Below are 21,527 nucleotides of genomic sequence, written 5' to 3' on the forward strand. Positions count from 1 at the left end.
TTGTGTGGAATTCGATGCACGTAAATCTTGGGTATGAACGCGCGGGCGGACCGGCCGTCGTCGTCGTTAATTAAGCGCCTCGATGGATAGGAGTAGGCTGGTTTTCGACTGCGCTCAATTGCGATCTAGGTCACTCGCAACTAGACAATGGCATTGCCGTCCTAGACCTTCGTCTATTGATTTGTCCTTACGCAACCCGCAGAAATCCCGTAACTATTTCCGGCGGACGATTGACCATCCTTCTACATTTCCTGACAGGAAGTCGTCCCGAACTCTGAACGGAGAGGGTTGTGGAACGAGAGCCGGAAACCGATCCCATTATCGACCTGATCCCCGCCATGGTGTGGTCAGCAACCTCGGAAGGCATGCTGGATTTTGCCAACCAGCATTTTCTCGAATTTATCGGTGCGCCGCTTGAGGAAATTTCCGGAGAGGGCTTCTACAAGTTGTTTCACCCTGACGACACGGCACATCTCGCTTCTGAATGGCATGCTATCATGGCCTCGAAGACTGCCAGAGAGGTCGTGGGGAGGCTCAAGCGCGCAGATGGCCAATATCGCTGGTGCACGCTTCGGCAGAAACCTCGGCTCGACGCCGAAGGAAATGTCACAAGATGGTATGGCGTCGTCCTGGATATCGAAGACCGCAAGCAGGCCGAAAACGCATTGAAGGAAACCAAGACTGCACTTGCGGCCAGCGAAGAGAACCTCAGCCTGATCATCAATTCGCTTCCGGTTCTCGTATGGTCTGCAAGACCGGATGGCAGCGCGGATTTTGTCAATAAAAGCTGGTTGGACTACGCAGGTCGCCCCGCTGATCAAATCCTCGAATGGGGTTTTTTGGACTTATATCATCCTGACGATATCCCAAGCATGGTGGACATTTGGAAGAGAGACCTTGAGCATTCCGACCACACCGTTCTGAAGGGACGCATCCGCGGAGCCGACGGCAACTACCGCTGGTTCTATTTCGCGGGCCGCAAGCTGGTTGATGCCAACGGAATCGTGCGTTGGTTCGGCTGCAATATCGATATCGAAGACCTACAACGTGCGGAGATTGCTCTCCGGGACAGCGAAGCTGCTCTTAGGGAAAGTGAGCATAAGCTGAATCTTATCATCAACACCATACCCGCGATGGCCTGGTCCTGCACCCCGGATGGACGGCTTGAATATTTCAATCGCAACTTGATCGATTATGTCGGTATGCCTTTTGATGAAATTGTCGGCTTCGGCTTCTATCGCATGTTTCATCCTGATGACGTCGAGCCGATGCGTGCGGCATGGGACGAGATTGTTGCTTCGAAAATAAGTCGCCCGGTCGATGCTCGTATCAGACGCGCCGATGGCGAATATCGATGGTTCAACTTGCGACAAAGCCCGCTGTTGGATGCAGACGGAAATGTTGTGAGATGGTACGGCGTCGTCGTTGATATCGAGGATCGCAAGCGGGCTGAAGAGTCCCTGCGGCAGAGCCAGAGTGACCTCGCGCACGTGACGCGGATGACGGCCACAGGGGAGCTTGCCGTTTCGATTGCCCATGAAGTCAACCAGCCACTGATGGCAATCGTCACGAGTGCTGGCACATGTCTGCGCTGGCTGCAACCGGGCCACACTGATCTGGAGCAGGCGCGGATGGCCGCCGAAAGGGTTGTTCGGGACGGACATCGCGCGGGCGATATTATCACGAGTATCCGCGCAATGGCTCAGAAATCACCAGCGCGAATGGAGCAGACGGATTTACAAGGTGCCCTGCATGAGGTGTTGAGTCTTTTGACGGGCGAACTGCAAAGGCGTGAGATAGAGGTCGGCCTCGATATGGGGGAATTGCCTATCGAAGTCGTAGGAGACCGGACGCAACTGCAACAGGTTGTTCTCAACCTGGTCATGAACAGCGCTGAAGCGATGACAGCTTCGCCAAGGGCAAAGCGCATCGCCATCAGATGTGCGGTTCAGAAACAGCGTGTAATCGTGAGTATCTCGGATACAGGCCGTGGGGTACCGGTCGGTGAGTTGGATCGGATTTTCGAAGCATTCTACAGCACGAAGGCCGATGGTATCGGAATGGGCTTGTCGATTTGCCGCTCCATCGTCGAAGCGCATGGTGGCCGGATCTGGGCTTCAGAGGCGGAAAATGGGGGAGGATCAGTGTTCTCATTCACCTTGCCAAGGGCGGAGGATACAGGCGCCGTATGATGGATGATCGCAAAAGAGGCCGGCCGACCGTCATCATCATCGATGATGACGAAAGTGTCCGCGAAGCTCTGAGAGGGCTTTTTGAATCTGTCGAATTGACCGCCGAAACCCATGGTTCGGTGACAGAGTTTCTTGCTGCGGATGATCCGGATCGGGCTGGCTGCATTGTTCTGGATATTCGCCTGCCGGGTCAAAGCGGACTGGAGTTTCAAGAGGCGCTCGCGAAAAGCCGACACCCCAGGTCTGTCGTGCTGATAAGTGCTCATGTCGACGTGGCGATGGCTGTCCGCGCCATGAAGGCCGGAGCAATCGATGTCCTTACCAAGCCAGTACGCGAACAGGACCTGCTCGAAGCCGTGAACCGCGCTTTGGCGAGTGATAGCGCCCGACGGGAAGAGGCAAATCAAACGGCAGCAGTGCGCCTGAGGTATTCCAAACTCACCGATCGAGAGCGGCAGATTATGACTTTGGTTGTTGCCGGGAAGCTGAACAAGCAGATCGCCGCTGAGGTTCAACTTGCCGAGGCCACCGTGAAGCTTCATCGCGGCCACATGATGCGGAAAATGCACGCATCCTCAGTTGCAGATCTGGTTAGGATCGCGAGAATTCTGGAGGGCTGAAATTAAGCTCTAGGAAAGAACGTGGGATAGACTGAAGGGGCCGCGGTCTTTCCTCAACTGGTGGCGATTGAATGATCTCGTCGAGGACGCCGTAAGCTGCCAGTCCGCCACCGGCCCCGTGAATTCTTGGGCTCACGCTTTTTCCTGAAGTGCAGCATGTTCGCTTTCCCTGCGTCGCTATCCAGAACTAGACGGTCTGAAGTCGGCCGGCCCCTTTGCTGCCGTTCGAGTTCGACCCGAGGAACGTGTGGGATATTCTAGAATGTGGTCCGAAGGCGGAAGGCGACAGACGCACACTGCGAGGGGCGCTGTAATCGCGCGCGCGCCATGAAAGGCCGCGATGGGAGATGGCTGATGACGGCCGGGCTGGTCCTTGTCCGCCAGAAGCCGGATTCGCGAAAGGTGTCATGTTCTTGACCATCGAGGACGAGGGCGGCCGGGCGAAGGTCGTCGTACTGGCAGCTTCGAGAAGCGCCGGCGCGTAGTGCTGGGATCTTCGATGGTGGCAATCAACGGCAAGATCCGGCGGGAAGGGGATGTCGTGCATCTCGTCGCGCAGCAGCTTTTCGATTTGTCGGGAGACCTGTCCGGTCAGGCGGATCGCGACATGTTCAAGCTGCCGACGGGCAGGGGTGACGAGTTCGCCCATGGTGGCGGGCCGGATCCACGCGACAAGCCGATGCCTGCGGTTCACCCTCGCGACATCTTCATGCGGTGGCACTACCGAAGGAGGCCGTCGATCCCGAACTCGTCCCATCCGATTAACCCGGTTGCGGCTTCATCGGGTCGTTCGGTTTTTTCTTTTTTCTTCAGCGAGCGCGTCAGCTTCGCCTGATACGCGGCCCGTCTGCGATTTTCCGCTTTAGCCGCAGCGTCGTCCTCGCGCCATTCGTCCACAGCGCTACGGTCGAGAAGATCTTCGACAACATGGGGGTCGAATACGTGAAAGGTGATCTTTCTTGCGCGCCCTTGCAGCCTGACCGTTCGTGTTCCAGCGCTGGGCAGGCGGCCGTCTTCGAGCCAGCGCTTCCGCTCTGATGCCGTGATGGTCAGGATATCCTCAATCTCCCTGGGAATGATCGGAAGGTCCGCGATGTCGTCGAGCGCCTTGGAAACGGCCGATGCCGTCGCTCTGAATGCTGTCTTCGAAGTCTCTGGCATGACAAGAATGAGCCCGCCTGCCTGCATGTCCAGCGATTTCCGGACTGGGGATGGTAGCCGGGAGCGGATTTCCTGTAGGATCCCTTTCACCCTGACACCAGATCCCAGGGTCGCCTCCACGGGAAGCGGCCACTCCCTGATCAGCTCGGGATCGTCGCTTTCCTTGTTTTTCGTCTTCGTCTTTTGCATCTCGCAGCAGATGGTGTCGAAAGGGGCGCGCGTCAACGGAACTTGGGATGATTTCCAACGTTCTCGAACGCGTCGCGATTGTCCCCACCCGCTGTCACATCTCCGGCAGGCCGGCCTTTCGGAACCCGTCGACAAAGTGGTCTCGTACGGATGCATCGCGCAGCGGCTGGGAGCTGAGCCAATGACCGATCGTGAAATGAGGGTGGGCGATCAGGAACAATTCTGCTTCTCGCCTTGCCTCCTCACTGTGGCCCAACTGCGCAAGCGCAGCAGCCAGGAATTTGCGTGAGTTGGTACGATACGTGTCTTCCCTGCGGAGTGTAGCGGTTGCCGCCTCATAGTCACGCGCGGCGTATTGCGCCTGCCCAAGATGACAAAGATACCAGCAGGTTGGGTAGGGATTGAGTCGCAAAGCTTTTTCGATCTGCGCTAGTCCGTCGGCAACCCTGCCGTCCAGCACGGACATGTCTGACATGGCGGCCCAGGTGTCGGCGTGGTTGGGGTCCAGCTCCAGGGCCTTGGCGAAGGCGGCCTCCGATTCCTCCCATCGCCGCTCATAAGCCAAAATGGTTCCCAGAACGTAACGGCAGCCGGCATCGTTGGGATCCAGGTCGACCGCCTTCTGCGCGAACGTCACCGCCATCCGACGGTTAGGATCTTCAGGCTCGCCGAAATGAGTCCAGGCAAGCCAACGGTTGTAGGCGAGCAGACCGAGCGCCTCGGCATATGATGGCTCGAGCTCAACCGCGCGTTGGAGCAGCATATAGGCCTCACGCTCAGTTTGCGGCGACTCTTCCGTCAGACGGCGGGCGCGCACACACAGATCGTAGGCCTCAAGGTTCTTCGGCCGATTGCGCTGCTTCGGGATGGTCAGCCGGCCGACGAGGGCTTCAACAATCTTGGCGTTAACTTCATCCTGTAACTCGAAAACATCTTCCACCGTCCTGTCAAACCGGTCGGCCCACAAGTGCTGGCCGCCAAGCGCATCGATCAATTGGGCCTTGATGCGGACACGGCCCCTCGCGCGTCTGGCGCTCCCCTCGAGGATGTAGCGGACGCCGAGTTCCTGGGCGACCAGCCGTACGTCAACCGGCCTGCCCTTGTAGCCGTTCACGGAATTGCGCGCGATGACGAACAGGCCAGCCGTACGGGAAAGGTCGATGATCAGGTCTTCGGTCAAGCCGTCGACGAAAGGCGCGTCCGCTTCGTCCCCACTCATATTCGTGAACGGCAATACAGCGATCGAGGGACATTCGGGCAGCGGCAATATGCTCTGCGGCACATCTGGCCAATGCCACACGTGGACCGGGCGAGTGAGGTTCTTTAGGTAGCGTTCGCCTCCATCAAAGAATTGGTCGCGGATCTTGCCGACGATCTCGCCGTGAACGTTTGCTGAAATGCAGATACCTCCCGGTGCGGCCTGCGTCTCGAGTCGCGCCGCGACATTGACGCCGTCGCCGAGGACGTCTGAACCGTCGTCAATGACATCTCCCAGATTGACGCCTACACGCAAAAGCAGGCGCCGGTCTCCGGGAGCCTCAACAGCAGTGGTGGCCCGTTGCATTTCCAACGCTGCTGCGACCGCGCCTACCGCGCTACTGAATTCGATTAAGAATCCGTCTCCCACGACCTTGAAGATGCGACCGTTGTGGCGCATCACAGCCGGCTCGATAACGCCAGAACGGAGTTCCCTGAGGTTCGCCAGCGTGGCGACTTCATCAGCCTCCATCAGGCGTGAATATCCCACCACGTCGGCAACGACGATGGCAGCAAGGCGACGCTGAAGAGATTGATCCGTCATAAGAGGACAAGCCTAACGACTGAGTTAGCAAGTTATTGTTCAACCGCGGGTGAGTCAACAAGTGCTAAGAGGTAGCGCCCTGGCGATCTCCATCTCCATCGAGCCGTCATCCTTCTTTCTACAGATGGCGCCGACGCGGACGACACGGAAATGACGATCCACGGAAAGCGGACGGTTCTTGGACGTCTGTGATCGCCGGCAAGCGGGGGGCTTCGGCGCCGGTTGAATTCGGACGCTCCGCTCAACCGAAATCGGGCAGGCTCCTGCGCTCGGGCAATAACCGCTATCGCATGCTGAATACATTGCAGATGTGGCCGGACATCCAGACCACGATGTCGGCTACTGGACGCACTATAGCAATACCGGAGAGCGCCAAGCCGCCAAGCGCTGGCAGCGGTCACGATGATGCAATTGCGATCGCCGCTACCGAATTGCGCGGGCGTTTGGCGTCGCATCATCTTCGGCGTCACCGGCGGATCCGAAGCCCAAACGGTGTTCGATCGATATCCTTGGTGTTCGGCGGTAGAATTCGCGCAATGATGCTACCTGTGGTCACCGAGCGCCATGCCGATTTGCCCATGAGGATCTTATACCGCGCACTGGCATACGAATCGGATGCGTGATCAAATCAAGTTAAGGACCGACGGTTCGATTCCGTTCAAGACCAAATGTCTCGGGCTATAACAGCTTTGCGCCCGCATCCCGGACATAGCCTGCACCCTAGCAGGCTCACATAAGCGGACATCTCGGCGGATCAGCCAGGCGGTAGGTTTGCGCCAAAACCAGTGGTCGTCGTTGTGTCAGCTTGCTGCAATACACACTCGAGGCTGCAGGGTGCCCGACCGGCAGCGTCCCCGAGAAAGAAGGAGAGCAGCCGGTTGGCTAACCAGAGTCCGCTGGACCGGCATTTGTCGTCATTGGTTTCGGCACGGCTTTAATACCGTTCTCCCTGAACGCGGTTTGGACCGCCACCAAGGCCGCGCGCCGGATCATCGACTGCTTGCCGGGTTTTGCCGTAAACGACGCCTTGATGATCAGCGTCCCGTCCTCAACGTCGCCGATTCCTTTGCTCTTGAAAGTCTCGATGAGGTCTGGGGCAAGCTCCGGGTCGGCGGCAATGTCCTGCCCGATCTTTTTGAAGAGCCTTCGGACCAATTCGACGTCGGTGTCGAACGCAACACGAAAGCTCAGCTTTTCGATCGCCCAATCGCGACTGAAATTCTGGATCTTGCCGATCTGGCCATAGGGCACCGTCGCAATTGCACCACGCGAGTTGCGCAGCGATACGGACCGTATAGAAATCTTCTCCACGGTTCCCTTGGCACCCGACGTCTCGATGTATTCGCCGAAACGGAAGGCATCGTCGATCAGGAAGAAAAGTCCGGATACGACGTCCTTGACAAGCGTCTGCGAACCGAAACCGATCGCAAGCCCAAAGACGCTCAGGCCGGTGATGAGCGGCCAGACGTTGACGCCTTGTGACACCAGGATCGAGAGCAGCGCCAGTGCTAGAATACTCGATTTTCCGATGGCGCTGATCAGCGGGACGATCGTGCCCAGTCTCGAACGAGGTACTCCTGGCTCTCCACCGCCGAGCGTAGGACCCGCTACGAGCACGGCACGCTCTGTCACCGTCCCGACCACATTCCAGAGAAACGCCGCGACAAGCGCAATCAACGCCATCCCGAGCGCGTCGCGCGCGACGCTTCGCAATTCGAAGCCAAGTCCGAGAGCCAATGGCGTCGCCCATAGCACACCCAACATGGAAAATGCAGCAATCAGGATGGCAAAGCGGAGTGTCTGCCGCCCAGCCGCAGCAGGGATGGAAATGTCCGGGGCCTCCAACTTACGCTGCGCCCAGCTTCCGAGCATCGCATCGAGATGCGGTGTTAGAAGCAGCATGAGGACAGTTACAATCACCGCTGATCCGGGGAGCGGCGCCCCCAATGTCAGAGCGGTCTGGCTGCTGACAAACGTGATGACGAGAAATCCGATGACGATCGCCGGCCAACATCGCGAAAGACGACTGCGCCAACGGCTTCGCGGGTGCGGACCGGCAACGGCAGCGGCCATCGTGCGTTTGTGTCGCCACACCATACCTGCAAGCAAAAGGTAGGCCGGGATGGCCATCAAAACCGTCCGCGTCAGATCCCTGAGGCCCGGCCCTGCATCCCAAATCTGCAATGTGGTGACAAGGGCAACCCCGACTATAGCCCAACCTATAGCGATCGACAGGTCACGGGACAGAGCCAGCACATGAAAGGACCGGCCGCGGACCTCCGGCCGTCGCGATGCTGTCAATATAAGTCTCGTCAGATATAAAACGACGAAGACAACGACAGTCGCAACCACCCATAGCCGAAGGGTTCGCAAAGGCAGGGCCGGCGGCGCAAGCATTCGAGCTGCGACAAGACCCACCGTGAGAGCAACGCCCATGGCCGCAGCACTCAATCCAAATCTACGCCAACCGGCACTCGTGGCAGTCCATTTGTTCACTTGCAGCGCTAGCACGAGGAAGGTGCCCGCCGTCAACACTACTACCAGGACGATTGCAAGGGAAAGCAAGACCGGCGAGGTCGATGCACCCACCATGGAGCTCCGCAAGTTTGCCAACTCGCCGGGCAGATCCGACAAGGCGGAGAACCGCGCCCTCAGCCCCGCCGCAAAACCGTCGGCACCCTTCTCAATGGACAATATCGCGGAATTGACGTCCAAATCGGCTACGGTCTCTTCGCTCACACTGCCTGTTCCTCTGTTGTGCTTCCACTTCGCCAACCTGTCATTGGTCCTGCAGAGTATTTGGCGGCGCTGCCATCGATGACTACATAAAGAATACCGATCTAGGCCGCGGCTCAGCACCGGCATCGGATGGTCAGCGCTGGCTTGCTATGTCTACTGCAGTGTCGCACTAATTGTGTTGGTGAGCCATGAGTTGTTGTTCGCAAAGAGGATCTGGTGCGGGATTGGCGCGCCTGAGCGTGTGCCTCGGTGAGGTGTGCGCGACGCTTCTAAAGGCTCGCGACTAAAGCCGAAACCACGGACCACGGCATGGTGAGATCATGAAGGCGAACATTGCCAGAGGCGGAACGACCCACGCACACCAGACCCTGAACCGGCGCACGATTGCGGACAGATTCTAGGCGCCTTAAATGGAAGTGCCGTTCAAGCTCTGCAACTTACAGGTTTTGAGCCTAGCCGTCGTGGCTCGGGCTACTTCGTGATAGTTGGTCGAAGCAGGTGTAGACTTCACAACCTTGCGGGCGAGCTAGTCGTTTCTCCAAAAGCGGGCTGCTCTCGCTCAGCAAGTATATCGATTGTCAGGTGCATCGTTTGTCGGTTTTAGACCGACCTGCCTATACGGGAGGCGGTGCGGCGCATAGGCATGCAACACCAAACATCGACCGGATCGCGAAGGAAGGCGCGCGTTACACGAGCTGGTACCGCCAAGGCGAGCTGTGCCGCAGGCCGCGGATCGTTCATCAATTTGTCCGCTTGTCGTGTTGCATTTCCTCGCACCGGACGATCGGCCCCAGAGCCGACATAGAAGCTCGCATCGGGGAATGGCAGCTTTGCGCCTTCATAACGGTCATCGAGCCATCGGTCGCTGTCGCTGCAAAGCGGACGTGACGCAGTGACAACAAGGGTCGCAGTTGCGCCAGAAGCGTCATTGTGCTGATGGCATAGCCTGCGGAAATGTCCAACTTCCATCGAGCACTTGAGCGCGAGGCCGGTATAGGCGCACGGTGTAATTCCAACCTGCCATTGTCGGAATACAGTTTTCGACCTTCGTCTTATCGCAGTCGCCGAACTGCACGTTGATGGAACCATCGGCAGCCTTGGCAGCCGTAATGTTGTTCAGCGTATAGGCGTTCAGCTTGTTCTTCTCGAAGTAGCCTTTGGAATTGTAGACGCTGATCGACCAGAACCCGTCGACCGGCACGTCCCTGACGGACAGCCTATAGATCGTCTTTCCGTCGTTTTTGGGCGGGGTGACATTCAGGTAGGTGGCATCGTGTTCAGGGTTACCACCCCATCCTGCGGCGGTGCCGATCAGGTGGCGGATCGGATCAACCTTATCTTTCGCGCCGAACGCACCTTTGAAGTCCGGTATGGTTGAGCCAAGCACCAGTAGGGCGTCTCGCACCTTCTTTTGACTCGCCGTGTCCCATTGAGGGGCCTCGAACTTCCCGGCCGTGGTCTGGCTAACCTTCGTAGCATCCTGCAGGCTGTGCACCTGCTGGATATCATCCGGGCTGTTGGGGTCGACCAAGGTGCGCAATCCGACAAGAATGTAACGTGTTCCAGCTTGATCGCGGGTATAGGTGTAGCTGCCAGCGTCGTACTCTTCGTCGCCTACCAGATAGTGGTCTTCGTTGATGATCTGCAGCGACCGGAAGCGTGTGCCAGCGTCAGGGAGAGTGACGGTGACCGGGCCTGCCTCAAGGTCGATAAGGGCGACCGAATAAAGTGTATCACGGTTGGGGCGGACAACGGTCTGATGGTCGATCGACATCGGTTCGCGATGATGACCGAACTTGCCAGTCGTGCCACCCGCATCCTTGAGTGCGTTGTTGAAATAGAGATCGGTTTCGGCGCGCGTAAAATTGTCGACGGTAACGGGCATGTCTGCAGCGCGCGCTGCCTGCATTCCTGCGCCGAAGCAAAGAGTTGCCACAGAGGCAAGGTGAAAAAGCCGCATAGTACTTCTCCTTAGATATCTGCCAGAACCCAAGAAGCGGTTCGCGGCAGTGGACATCGCGGCGAACGCCATACCGTCATGGAAGGGCGTCGCTCGGTTCAATTCAGCTTGACCAGGGCTGGTGGCCAGTACGTGCCGTTTGAGACACCATCGAGCGGACCGTAGAAGCGGAACGTCAGTCGGAACTTCTGCCCCTTTGGGATCGGTAGCCAGTTTCCGTCAGGAGCGTCAGCGGGCTTGCTCGTTGCGAAATAGAGCGTGAGCGAGCCGTCAGTGCCGAACTGGGGATGCGTCTGCTCGTTCAGCAGGTAACGGTTCGATGGATTTGGCAGGACGCGGAAGTGGACATTGTCGACAGCGATGACAGACCAGAAGTACTTGGCGAAGCGCGAGGGCAGCGCGTCCTTGGGGAATGTCACCTTGTAGACGTGGTCCCCGGAAAGGTCGTCACCACTCTCGTCCTTCCCGCCGCGATAGTAGAGAACCTCGGGTTTCACGTTCGCCCAGATGCCGCCGTTGTTCACCAGCGTCCGTGCCACATAATCCAGGCCGTATTCGCCGACGACGCCCGGACGCGCCCATCCGTTGTGAACGACGCCATGGCCGATCGTGGCACCAGCCTTGGCGAGTTCCGAAAAGGCGTGCTGTTTGATGACGGCGTCCACGCGTTTGCGCTCCTCAGCATTGTCCTTCACGGCGGCTGCGATCTGTCTCGCGTCCGTCTGAAGTCTCTCCAGCCCCGGACTAAGGTCCGGCTCGCTGTCGAGGGCCGGGATCGCCGCATCGAACGCCTCCACGCCTGGAAGCTTTTCCAGCTCGAAGATCGGGGTCTTCGGGATATCCGGCAGCTTCGGCGCGCCGGTCGCCCGCAACTTGAACTCATGCTGCAGGACGACAGCGCGATCGGGGTCGTTGCCGAGGGCCACGCGGGCAAGGATCCGAGCATGCGGAACAGGAAGATCGATGCGGATGGCCTCCTGAGGCAGCTCCACTTTTGCGCCTCGCAGACAAACGGCGAAATCGCCCGACGCCTTGTTGGGGAAGACGCGTTCGTTGATATTGGCAAGCGTCTCGCCCCACCCGTTCAGGAATTGGACGGTAAAGTACCGGTCTTTGATTTCAGGGACCGAGACGATTGTGCAACTGGTCTCGTCGACTGCAACCCAGGCCTCGGAATAGGCGACGTCCAGGTTCGGATTGGGCCAGTCCACCGCGCCGGGCTTCCTGTGAACCAACTCGTTCCACTTAAAACCTTCCTGGAAGTCGAGCTGTTGTTGGCGTGTGATCAGCAGCCGGCCAAGCAGGTAGATATAGGCCTGGCTGATCTCTTCATCGCTGACCTGAGCGGTCTGCGCCGAGGTCCCACCTGCCACCATCAAAAAAGCGAGGAGGAGGAAAGTAACAGAGCGTAGCGACATGATGACCTTGACCTTGTTAGCGGCGCTGACAACATCCTCGCTTTTCGAGGCACGAGAGGAAGTACGTTACGGTAAATATTGAAGTGTTCTGCAATGCCGACGGCCGATTTGGATCGATGAACGAACCGCTGCACGGGAGGGCGCGTGGGTTGAGGTAGAGGGCACGAGGCGGGCGTCGCGCTAAGATCAAAATCGGGGCTCTCGTTCAAGAAATTCGAACCCGCGCCATGGTCGTCCAGCGAAAGACCGGACGTCCCGTACAATTCGAGATCACGACCGAAGTGAGGGGAAGCCTGCTTGCCTGGCTTGAACGCAGCCCATGAAGGGGATGCTGACGGGACCGGTTACCATTCTTCAACTGGTCCTCGTTCGCGACGACCTGCCTCGCGAGACCGTCTGCCGACAGATCGCGCTCGCCATCCATGATGAGGTGAAGGATCTCGAACAAGCGGGCGCCGGCGATGGTCCAGATCGACCAAGCGGCGTTACGCGAAGGCCTTCCCCTCAGGAAGGGTGCCTGGCAGCATTATCTCGATTGGGCTGTCGAGTGCTTCCGAATTTGCTCCAGCGACGTGGCGGACGACATGCAGATCCATACGCACATGTGCTATTCCGAGTTCAACGACATCATGGATTCGATCGCCGCGATGGACGCGGATGGGATCTCGATCGAGACGTCAAGGTCGAAAATGGAACTGCTCGATGCATTCGTCGGAGAAGGTTATCCGAACGAAATCGGACCAGGTGTCTATGACAAGCCGCGGGTTCCTCATGCCGAGGAGATGCGAGCGTTGATCAGTCTGGCGCGCACACATTTGAGCGACCGCCAACTTTGGGTCAACCCGGACTGCGGCTTGAAAACCCGCAATGGGAAGAGGTCAAACCCGCACTCGTCAATATGGTGAAAGCCGCGCGCAGCCTGCGCGAAGTAGCCGCGGTAGAGGGCTAGCCCTACCGTGCCACCGAACCCCGAAGCCGGGCGAAGGTCCGGCTTCGTTGCCTTCATTATTTGTCCCCAGCGTTTCTGCGTCTGTCTGATGGTATCCGTTGACGCGATTTTCGCCTCGTATACTATATCTTGTGTTCGAGGTTCTTCCGATTCGCGTCGGAAGCTAAGACGGGAATACGGTGCGTGAGGCCCATGATGGGTCGAGCAATGCCGGAGCTGCCCCCGCAACTGTGAGCGGCGAGCATTCGATCGATAGGTCCACTGAACGCCTTGAGGGCATTGGGAAGGCAGATCGAATGTGATGATCCGCAAGCCAGGAGACCTGCCTTGCAACGCAAACGTCCACGGGCGGGGTGTCCGGAAGGTCGCGATTGCGTGCGGGATGTTGCCGTGCGTGCCGCTTCCCCTGACCGCCGCATGAGCCACTTCGGGGTGAAGTCTTATGATCTTGAGTTTCGAAATCCGTCCGCGCGAATGACGGGCGCCTGAGCGTCCGGCGACCGCAAGCGGCTGCCTTCATCATCGCTCACTTTTGGCCGGACGTCGGAGGATGTCCGATCGCTATCGCCCGCCTATCTGACATGAGGATTACCATGACCATCACCGTCTACAGCAAGCCCGCCTGCGTTCAGTGCACGGCGACCACACGCGCGCTCGATCGGCAAGGGATCAACTATGACGTGATCGACGTCTCGACCGACACCGCGGCCTACGAGCTCGTGCAGGGTCTCGGCTACCGTCAGGTTCCCGTCGTCGTTGCCGGTGACCTGCACTGGGCTGGCTTCCGACCTGATATGATCAACGCTCTGGCCTGAGGATCGGCCGATGGGTGAGCTCGTCTATTTCTCCAGCAGATCCGAGAACACCCGCCGCTTTGTCGAAAAACTCAGGCTGCCCGCATCGCGGATTCCGATCGGCGCCGAGCTCACGCTTACGGCGGAACGTCCCTTCGTCCTGATCGTCCCGACCTATTGCGGCGACGGCGGCAAGGGCGCCGTCCCCAAGCAGGTGATCCGTTTCCTCAACGATGCGGCGAACCGCTCGAACCTCCGTGGCGTGATTGCCGCGGGCAACAGCAACTTCGGCGAGACCTACGGGCTTGCCGGCGACATCATCGCAAGGAAATGTCAGGTGCCCTACCTCTACAGGTTCGAGCTTCTGGGCACCGTGGAGGATGTCGCCAATGTCAAACATGGATTGGAACGATTTTGGACACGGCAGTTCTCGAACGCCCTGTGAAGGTGGCGGATACGAAGGTGGCGGACGCAACGCTCGACTACCACGCGCTCAACGCGATGCTGAACCTCTATGACGAGGACGGAAGGATTCAGCTCGACAAGGATCGGCAAGCGGCCAAGCAGTATTTCCTGCAGCACGTAAACCAGAATACAGTGTTCTTCCATAATCTCAGGGAGAAGCTCGATTACCTCGTCACCGAAGGCTATTATGAGCAGGAGGTTCTGGACCAGTATTCGTTCAATTTCGTCCGCGACCTGTTCGATCACGCCTACGATAAGAAGTTCCGCTTCCCGACCTTCCTCGGCGCGTTCAAGTACTACACCAGTTACACGCTGAAGACCTTCGACGGGAAGCGTTATCTCGAGCGCTACGAAGACCGTATCTGCATGGTGGCACTGACGCTGGCGCAGGGCAGCGAAGCGCTGGCCCGCGACATGGTTGATGAGATCATCTCGGGCCGCTTCCAGCCGGCGACCCCGACCTTCCTCAATGCCGGAAAGAAGCAGCGCGGTGAGCTTGTCTCCTGCTTCCTGCTACGCATCGAGGACAATATGGAGAGCATCGCACGCGGCATCAATTCCGCTTTGCAGCTCTCCAAGCGCGGCGGCGGTGTCGCTCTGTCGTTGACGAACCTGCGCGAGGCGGGAGCGCCGATCAAGCAGATCGAGAACCAGTCGTCAGGCGTAATCCCGGTCATGAAGCTCCTTGAGGACAGCTTCTCCTACGCCAACCAGCTCGGCGCGCGACAGGGGGCAGGCGCCGTCTACCTCAACGCCCACCACCCCGACATCATGCGCTTCCTCGACACCAAGCGCGAGAATGCCGACGAGAAGATCCGCATCAAGACGCTGTCCCTCGGTGTTGTTGTCCCCGACATCACATTCGAACTGGCAAAGAACAACGAGGATATGTACCTGTTCTCGCCCTACGATTTGGAGCGTGTCTACGGCGTCGCCTTCAGCGAGATCTCGGTGACGGAAAAGTACCGGGAGATGGTGGCCGACAGCCGCATCAAGAAAAAGAAGATCAAAGCGCGTGACTTCTTTCAGGTTATTGCCGAGATCCAGTTCGAAAGCGGCTATCCCTACATCGTGTTTGAAGACACGGTGAACAAGACGAACCCAATTGCCGGACGCATCACCATGAGCAACCTCTGCTCGGAAATCCTGCAGGTGAGCGAGGCGAGCGACTACAATGACGATCTATCCTACAAGCACATGGGCAAGGACATCTCCTGCAATCTCGGCTCGCTGAATATCGCTGCAGCGATGGATTCATCCGATTTCGGCAAGACGATCGAAACCTCGATCCGGGCGCTGACTGCCGTTTCCGACATGAGCAACATCACGTCCGTTCCAGCCGTGGCTAAGGGTAACGCCGACAGTCACGCGATTGGTCTCGGGCAGATGAACCTTCACGGCTATCTCGCCCGCGAACGTATCTACTATGGCTCCGAAGAGGGCGTCGACTTCACCAACATGTACTTTTACACAGTCACCTATCATGCCATCCGTGCCTCGAACCGGCTGGCCGTCGAGCGGGGTCAGAGCTTTAAGGGTTTCGAGAATTCGAAGTACGCTTCGGGCGAATATTTCAACAAGTACACCGAAGCTGAGTGGAAGCCCGCGACAGCGCGTGTAGCAGAGCTTTTCGAGACGGCAGGGGTCCACGTTCCGACGCAAGACGACTGGTTGGAACTGAAGCAGGCCGTCGTGGAAGGCGGTCTCTATAACCAGAACCTGCAGGCAGTGCCGCCAACGGGCTCGATTTCCTACATAAACCACTCGACCTCCTCGATCCACCCGATCGTTTCGAAGATCGAAATCCGCAAGGAAGGCAAAATCGGCCGCGTCTATTATCCAGCCGCCTTCTTGACCAACGACAATCTCGACTACTACCAGGATGCTTACGAGATCGGGCCGGAAAAGATCATCGACACCTACGCCGCGGCCACCCAGCACGTCGACCAGGGCCTGTCGTTGACGCTGTTCTTCCGTGATACTGCGACGACCCGTGATATCAACCGGGCGCAGATCCGCGCCTGGAAGAAGGGCATCAAGACCATCTACTACATCCGCCTTCGCCAGATGGCGCTGACCGGCACGGAAGTGCAGGGCTGCGTCTCCTGTGCCCTTTGATATCAGGTGAACGAGATGAACATCCAAGTAAGGACCAAAGCCCCGAAGACTGCCGCCGCCGTGCGTGCCATCAACTGGAACCGCATCGAGGACGATAAGGACCTCGAGGTCTGGAACCGGCTCACCGGCAATTTCTGGCTGCCGGAAAAAGTGCCGCTGTCGAACGACATCCCCTCCTGGGCGACGCTGAAACCGGAAGAACAGCAGCTCGCGATCCGCGTCTTCACCGGACTGACGCTGCTCGACACGATCCAGAACGGCGTCGGCTCGGTCGAACTGATGGCGGATGCAACAACGCCCCATGAGGAGGCCGTGGTTTCCAACATCTCCTTCATGGAGGCGGTCCACGCGCGCTCCTATTCGTCGATCTTCTCGACGCTCTGCTCGACGCCTGATGTCGATGACGCGTATCGTTGGTCGGAAGAAAACGAGTTCCTTCAGCGGAAGTCGGCGCTGATCATGGAGCAGTACGGATCCGCCGATCCCTTGAAAAAGAAGATCGCGTCGGTTTTCCTCGAAGGCTTCCTCTTCTATTCCGGCTTCTATCTGCCGATGTACTGGTCGAGCCGTGCCAAGCTCACCAACACCGCCGACATGATCCGGCTGATCATCCGGGATGAAGCGGTGCATGGCTATTATATCGGCTACAAGTTCCAGCGAGCTATCGAGCGATTGCCGGAGGCGCGGCGCCAGGAAATCAAGGACTTCTCCTTCGACCTGTTGCTGGAACTCTATGACAACGAGGCGAAATATACCGAGGCGCTCTATGACGGCGTGGGCCTCACAGAAGACGTAAAGAAGTTCCTGCACTACAATGCCAACAAGGCGCTGATGAACCTCGGCTACGAGGCCTTGTTTCCAGCAGAGGCGTGCAAGGTCAATCCGGCCATCCTGTCGGCGCTATCGCCGAACGCCGACGAGAACCACGACTTTTTCTCAGGATCCGGTTCGTCGTATGTTATCGGCAAGACGGTTGCGACCGAGGACGAAGATTGGGATTTCTAAATTAGGTCGTTGCGCATAGAAGCTTTCCTGCAGGAGCAGCCAGTCCTTGCGGCGTCGTGCGTTCGACTCCGCTCAAGACCCTCATTCGTTTCCACATTGTCGCGATGGCTTTTCGTCAGGCACCAATGGGGGTTCTTGCTTCCTGCGCTTGCCTCTCGGCGTAAAGTCCACCAGCAGTGATTTGAGTTCCAGTTCACGAACCCGCCGGGCAGCTTCGTCCGGAGCAAGCCAGGCCATTTGCCGCTGCCCTTTTTCCTTGAACACGTTCTTCTGGTCCGTCACCTCAATTTGGAACAGGTCGACGATGATCGGCGCGATCTCGCCATCGTCGAGGAACTTGAGGTAGGTATAGCGGCCTACGGGTGTCTTGTGCACGACGCCATTGACGCCGGCCTCCTCCCAGGCCTCGATTTCAGCTGTCTCATATGGCTTCTTCCTTTTCATCGGCCAGCCCTTGGGCACAATCCATCGACCGGAATCCCGGGAGGAAATCAGGAGGACTTCAATGTTGCCGGTGTCATCGATGTAGCGGAAGCAGACTGCACCATATTGTTGCCGGAAGGCCGCAGAAAACAATTTTTCCGGTTCCCGCGCCAACTGCGCCAAGAGGGACGGACGGCTTCCCGGCGCTTCCACCTTCTGCTTTTTTCTCGGCATCAAATCGAGTTCCATGTTTTGTCAGACCCTAATAAGTCCTATCGGGTTAAGATAGGGTCGGAGGCGACGATCAGACGCTCGCCGAGTGTGCAAATGAACCTCTCACGTCGCGATTTCGTGGCCCGGATCGACACCGTGTAACACCGCGAACGCGTGAGCAAACCTGCAAGATATTTGACGGAGAATCCGTTTGGTGCCTTGCAAAACCATTATTGACGTATTTGCACGCGTGTGCAATATGAACGCGTGTGCAATTTGGAGGGCCTCATGCGCGAAGCCGAATTCTGTGAAGCTCAAGAACGCGTAGCGCTGTGCAAGACAGTGATCCGCTCAGCCGGCGAGCTTGTTCTGCAGGGCTTTCGAAAGCGGACGGCAACGTCGTCCATGAAGGGTCCTCAAGACTATCTGACCGAGACCGACGCCGCTTCCGAGGCGCATATCCGCGCAGTGATCACCGAGCATTTTCCGGATGATCATTTTTTTGGTGAGGAAGGTGGCGGAGTAATTGGTGACAGGATCTGGGTGGTCGACCCGGTCGATGGTACTGCGAACTTTGCACGCGGGATTCCACATTTCTGCATTTCGATCGCCTACGTCGAGGCCGGGCAAACACAATTTGGCGCAATCTTCAATCCCGCGCTCGACGAACTTTACTTCGCCGAACGCGGCAAGGGCGCCACGCTGAACGACCGATCAATTGATACGGCCAGGACCAACAGGTTCGAGGCCGCCTCCATCGAGATGGGCTGGTCGACCAGGGTACCGAATGAGACCTACCTTGGTGTGATGGGCGAGCTGCTTGCGCTTGGCGCCAATGTGCGACGGGCAGGGTCAGGTGCCATGGCTCTCGCCTATGTCGCCGATGGCCGTTCCGACGGTTATGTCGAACTCCACATGAATGCCTGGGACTGCCTGGCAGGATTGCTGCTCGTCAGCGAAGCCGGCGGGGCCGTCTGCCCGTTTTTTGAAATTGGGACCCTGGAATTTGGTGGACCTGTGCTTGCGGCGGCGCCCGGGGTGGCCAGCGGCGTCAGCAATGCGGCCCGTATTCCGATTGCCGTTGCACCAACAGCTGACAGGCTGGCTGCCTCCGGCTGATGACAGTCACGAGGCGCCGGAACAAGCGTTAGCGTACCAACCAAAGGATTTCGAGATGGATGGACCAGTCTATTCGCGCCCGGCAATCAGCCTGATCACCGATGGCCTCGGCCCCCATGGCTCATCGCTTTACATCGGCGGCAGTGACGGGGCGAGCGATCTCGGTCTGCTTCGTCGGCATGGCATTACGACCGTTGTCAATTGCGCCGTCAATCTTGACATAAACTACGTGCGAGGTGAACCGGAGAGCGAAGACGTCAGGGCCTCAGGATATGGGGATATTCGCTACTACAAGGTCGGTCTGATCGACGGGGAGGGAAGTCCCGATACGATGATGCTCGGGGCTTATTACATCCTTGATGGTGCCCTGCGCCAGACCATGCCGAAGCGGCATACGTACCCCTTCGCTGATGGCGGAAACGTATTGGTCAACTGCAGGAGCGGCCGTAGCCGTTCTGTCGCGCTCGTGGCGCTTTGCATTTATAGGCAACAGCGCGACCTTTTCCCAACAATCGAGGACGCCATTTCCCACATTCGCGAGCGCCGTGAACTTCGCCCCGAAGAATGGTTCGAGACGCCCAAACCAATGCTTTTGGCGGCAGCGAAGCGAGCCTCGAACTGGATTGATACCATCGAACAAGGAGCGACCGGCGGATGAGCGTTCGCCGTTTCTCCGACATCGCGGTGATCGCAGACGCGCATTTCCATGAACTGAACAGCGATTTCTGTCTTTCAGGAGACACTGCGGACGGTGAAGGGATGTCCCTGCGCAGCTGGGCCGACACGCGTCAATCGACGCGTGTCTTCAATGAAAGTGCTGGCGCCTTAACAGCGGCACTTGACGAGGTCGCCAAGCGGCGTGTCCGCCACGTCGTTCTCCTTGGCGACTACACCGACGACGGGCAGAAAAGCACCACCGAAGCTTTGGCCAGCATCTTGAGACGGTACCGCGATGCTCATGGAACGGCATTCTACGCGTTGCCTGGTAATCACGACATCTTCGGGCCTTGCGGACGCCACCACACGAAGGAATTCTTGAAGGACAACGGCAATACCATCCTGATATCCAGCGACGAGACGCAGGCTGGACCGGGTACCGTGATCAACCGAGCCATGTATTGCGCCGGATATCCTGAAGGTCTCGGTCCGATGGCCGAGTTCGGCTACTTCAGGCGAGCGGAGTACCTCCACTGGGAAAGTCCCTTCGGGGGCTCCGACGCCTCGTGTGACCGTCTCTATGACGCTGCATCGCCTGACGGGCGGAATCAATACCGGCTGATGGATGCCTCCTATCTTGTCGAACCAGAAGACGGGCTTTGGCTCATGATGATTGACGCCAATGTGTTTGAGCCGCTGAATGGCGCGTTCGGGCGTGGAGTAGAGGCGGCATTTACCGACAGCACTGTCGGTGGCTGGAACGCAATGCTCCGCGCCAAGCCCTTCATCCTTTCCTGGATGAACGACGTCGCGCAACGCGCGCGGATGCTGGGCAAGACGCTCCTTACCTTTTCGCATTATCCGGCGCTGGATCCGTTCGACGGTGCGGCAGAGGCCGAGCGGTTCCTGTTCGGCGAGACGAATGTCGTGCGGCGCACACCTCGCCAGCCGGTCCAGGACGCGTTTTTCACAGTCGGCATAGAAGTTCATTTCAGTGGCCATCTCCATGTCGAGGGGCTGACCCGGAGGACACGCGCCAATCGAAACTTGACGAATGTCGCGGTTCCGTCGCTTGTTGCCTTTCCGCCTGCCTTCAAGGTCGTGACGCTCTCCAGCGACGAGATATCGGTCGCGGCCATCGAGCTGGCTTCCATTCCCGTCAATCCGGCAATCCTGGATGGATATGCAAGGGAAGTGGCATTTCGCGGGGAAGAGGTCGATCGATCGTTCGCCTCCAGCAGCTACGGTGAATTTTTGCGCGCGCACAAACAGGCGCTTGTCATCCATCGCTATCTTGCGAAGGAATGGCCGGCCCAGGTTGCGGCTTCAATTGCCGTCATGAACATTTGGGAAGCGGCCAAATGCGTGACAGACGCTCTGCCCGCTCTCGATCCTGCAACGATCGAACTCGCCAAAAGTGTTCCGATGACCGAGCTCATCGCTGATTGGTACTGCCTCAGGCAGGGCTCTTGCCTGGCCTTCGGTCATGTCGAGGCCGAGAGGCTCGCACTCTATCGCATCGTTGCGGCGTGCTGCGGGCAGCAACCGCAAGCCCATGACAAAACGACAGAGGGCTTCCTGGCGATCTTCTTCGGTGCATTGGGATCCTTCCTCGATCGCGCTCAGAATGCCGGTAAATCGGTTACGATAAAGTTTGACGACGTCATGGACAGAATGCCCGCTTGAGCGAGGCAAAAGTCCGAA

15 protein-coding genes, 2 pseudogenes and 1 riboswitch are annotated in these 21,527 nt (G+C 58.2%); of the genes and pseudogenes, 11 read left to right on the plus strand and 6 right to left on the minus strand.

The genetic code is table 11. The annotated features are described in order from the left end of the window. The first annotated feature begins 290 nt into the window (after window positions 1–290). The 3 genes and pseudogenes from AF71_RS15375 to AF71_RS31715 all read left to right on the plus strand — a co-directional run. On the plus strand, window positions 291–2,192 hold the full coding sequence (locus AF71_RS15375) for a PAS domain S-box protein (protein ID WP_018859102.1): 1,902 nt from the start codon (window positions 291–293) through the stop codon (window positions 2,190–2,192). Beyond that, complete coding sequence (locus AF71_RS15380; protein ID WP_018859103.1) at window positions 2,189–2,812, plus strand: response regulator; 624 nt, start codon at window positions 2,189–2,191, stop codon at window positions 2,810–2,812. Before AF71_RS15375 ends, AF71_RS15380 begins: the two co-directional genes overlap by 4 nt. 318 nt (window positions 2,813–3,130) lie before the next feature. Beyond that, window positions 3,131–3,647 (plus strand): annotated as a pseudogene (locus tag AF71_RS31715) (hypothetical protein); the annotation flags it as partial. On the opposite strand, the gene AF71_RS15390 reads toward AF71_RS31715, so the two are convergent. From AF71_RS15390 to AF71_RS15410, 5 genes are all read right to left on the minus strand, one after another. Continuing rightward, the gene (locus AF71_RS15390) at window positions 3,533–4,162 is read right to left on the minus strand and encodes a hypothetical protein (protein WP_169682068.1); all 630 of its coding nucleotides are present in this window, start codon (window positions 4,160–4,162) and stop codon (window positions 3,533–3,535) included. The pseudogene AF71_RS31715 and the gene AF71_RS15390 sit on opposite strands and share 115 nt — an antisense overlap. Before the next feature lie 94 nt (window positions 4,163–4,256). After that, entirely contained in the window at window positions 4,257–5,963 is a 1,707-nt protein-coding gene (locus tag AF71_RS15395) for an adenylate/guanylate cyclase domain-containing protein (RefSeq protein ID WP_018859106.1), read from the minus strand. A gap of 882 nt (window positions 5,964–6,845) precedes the next feature. Beyond that, window positions 6,846–8,702: a mechanosensitive ion channel family protein gene (locus AF71_RS15400; RefSeq protein WP_169681964.1), complete on the minus strand. Its 1,857-nt coding sequence runs from the start codon at window positions 8,700–8,702 to the stop codon at window positions 6,846–6,848. A 925-nt stretch (window positions 8,703–9,627) separates the two neighbouring features. Then, window positions 9,628–10,662 (minus strand): DUF1254 domain-containing protein, encoded by a 1,035-nt coding sequence (locus AF71_RS15405; RefSeq protein ID WP_169681966.1) that lies wholly within the window; start codon window positions 10,660–10,662, stop codon window positions 9,628–9,630. Between the two features lie 98 nt (window positions 10,663–10,760). Continuing rightward, complete coding sequence (locus AF71_RS15410; protein ID WP_169681968.1) at window positions 10,761–12,080, minus strand: DUF1214 domain-containing protein; 1,320 nt, start codon at window positions 12,078–12,080, stop codon at window positions 10,761–10,763. 313 nt (window positions 12,081–12,393) lie between these two features. Between AF71_RS15410 and AF71_RS15420 the strand changes: the two are divergent. The 5 genes and pseudogenes from AF71_RS15420 to nrdF all read left to right on the plus strand — a co-directional run. After that, window positions 12,394–13,029: pseudogene (locus AF71_RS15420) on the plus strand (5-methyltetrahydropteroyltriglutamate--homocysteine S-methyltransferase); the annotation flags it as partial. 121 nt (window positions 13,030–13,150) lie between these two features. Further along, window positions 13,151–13,374: riboswitch (cobalamin riboswitch) on the plus strand. Window positions 13,375–13,622: 248 nt separating this feature from the next. Continuing rightward, entirely contained in the window at window positions 13,623–13,844 is a 222-nt protein-coding gene (nrdH, locus tag AF71_RS15425) for a glutaredoxin-like protein NrdH (RefSeq protein WP_169681970.1), read from the plus strand. A gap of 10 nt (window positions 13,845–13,854) precedes the next feature. Continuing rightward, complete coding sequence (gene nrdI, locus AF71_RS15430; protein ID WP_169681973.1) at window positions 13,855–14,268, plus strand: class Ib ribonucleoside-diphosphate reductase assembly flavoprotein NrdI; 414 nt, start codon at window positions 13,855–13,857, stop codon at window positions 14,266–14,268. Next, window positions 14,238–16,406, plus strand: a complete 2,169-nt coding sequence (gene nrdE / locus AF71_RS15435; protein WP_169681975.1) for a class 1b ribonucleoside-diphosphate reductase subunit alpha — start codon at window positions 14,238–14,240, stop codon at window positions 16,404–16,406. The genes nrdI and nrdE overlap by 31 nt, the downstream gene beginning before the upstream one ends. Before the next feature lie 15 nt (window positions 16,407–16,421). Further along, window positions 16,422–17,411, plus strand: a complete 990-nt coding sequence (gene nrdF, locus AF71_RS15440; RefSeq protein ID WP_169681976.1) for a class 1b ribonucleoside-diphosphate reductase subunit beta — start codon at window positions 16,422–16,424, stop codon at window positions 17,409–17,411. Window positions 17,412–17,492: 81 nt separating this feature from the next. On the opposite strand, the gene AF71_RS15445 is transcribed toward nrdF, so the two are convergent. Continuing rightward, on the minus strand, window positions 17,493–18,083 hold the full coding sequence (locus tag AF71_RS15445) for an NUDIX hydrolase (RefSeq protein WP_246733667.1): 591 nt from the start codon (window positions 18,081–18,083) through the stop codon (window positions 17,493–17,495). Between the two features lie 252 nt (window positions 18,084–18,335). Here AF71_RS15445 and AF71_RS15450 point away from each other — a divergent pair, with 252 nt between their 5' ends. The 3 genes from AF71_RS15450 to AF71_RS15460 are packed head-to-tail and all read left to right on the plus strand — an operon-like array spanning window position 18,336 to window position 21,509. Further along, entirely contained in the window at window positions 18,336–19,166 is an 831-nt protein-coding gene (locus tag AF71_RS15450; protein WP_169681977.1) for an inositol monophosphatase, read from the plus strand. A 55-nt stretch (window positions 19,167–19,221) separates the two neighbouring features. Then, window positions 19,222–19,824, plus strand: coding sequence for a dual specificity protein phosphatase (locus AF71_RS15455; RefSeq protein WP_169681978.1), 603 nt, complete (start codon window positions 19,222–19,224; stop codon window positions 19,822–19,824). After that, entirely contained in the window at window positions 19,821–21,509 is a 1,689-nt protein-coding gene (locus tag AF71_RS15460; protein WP_169681980.1) for a metallophosphoesterase, read from the plus strand. Before AF71_RS15455 ends, AF71_RS15460 begins: the two co-directional genes overlap by 4 nt. Window positions 21,510–21,527: the final 18 nt, after the last annotated feature.

Source organism: Rhizobium sp. 57MFTsu3.2, from assembly GCF_012932765.1.
GTDB lineage: Bacteria > Pseudomonadota > Alphaproteobacteria > Rhizobiales > Rhizobiaceae > Rhizobium > Rhizobium altiplani.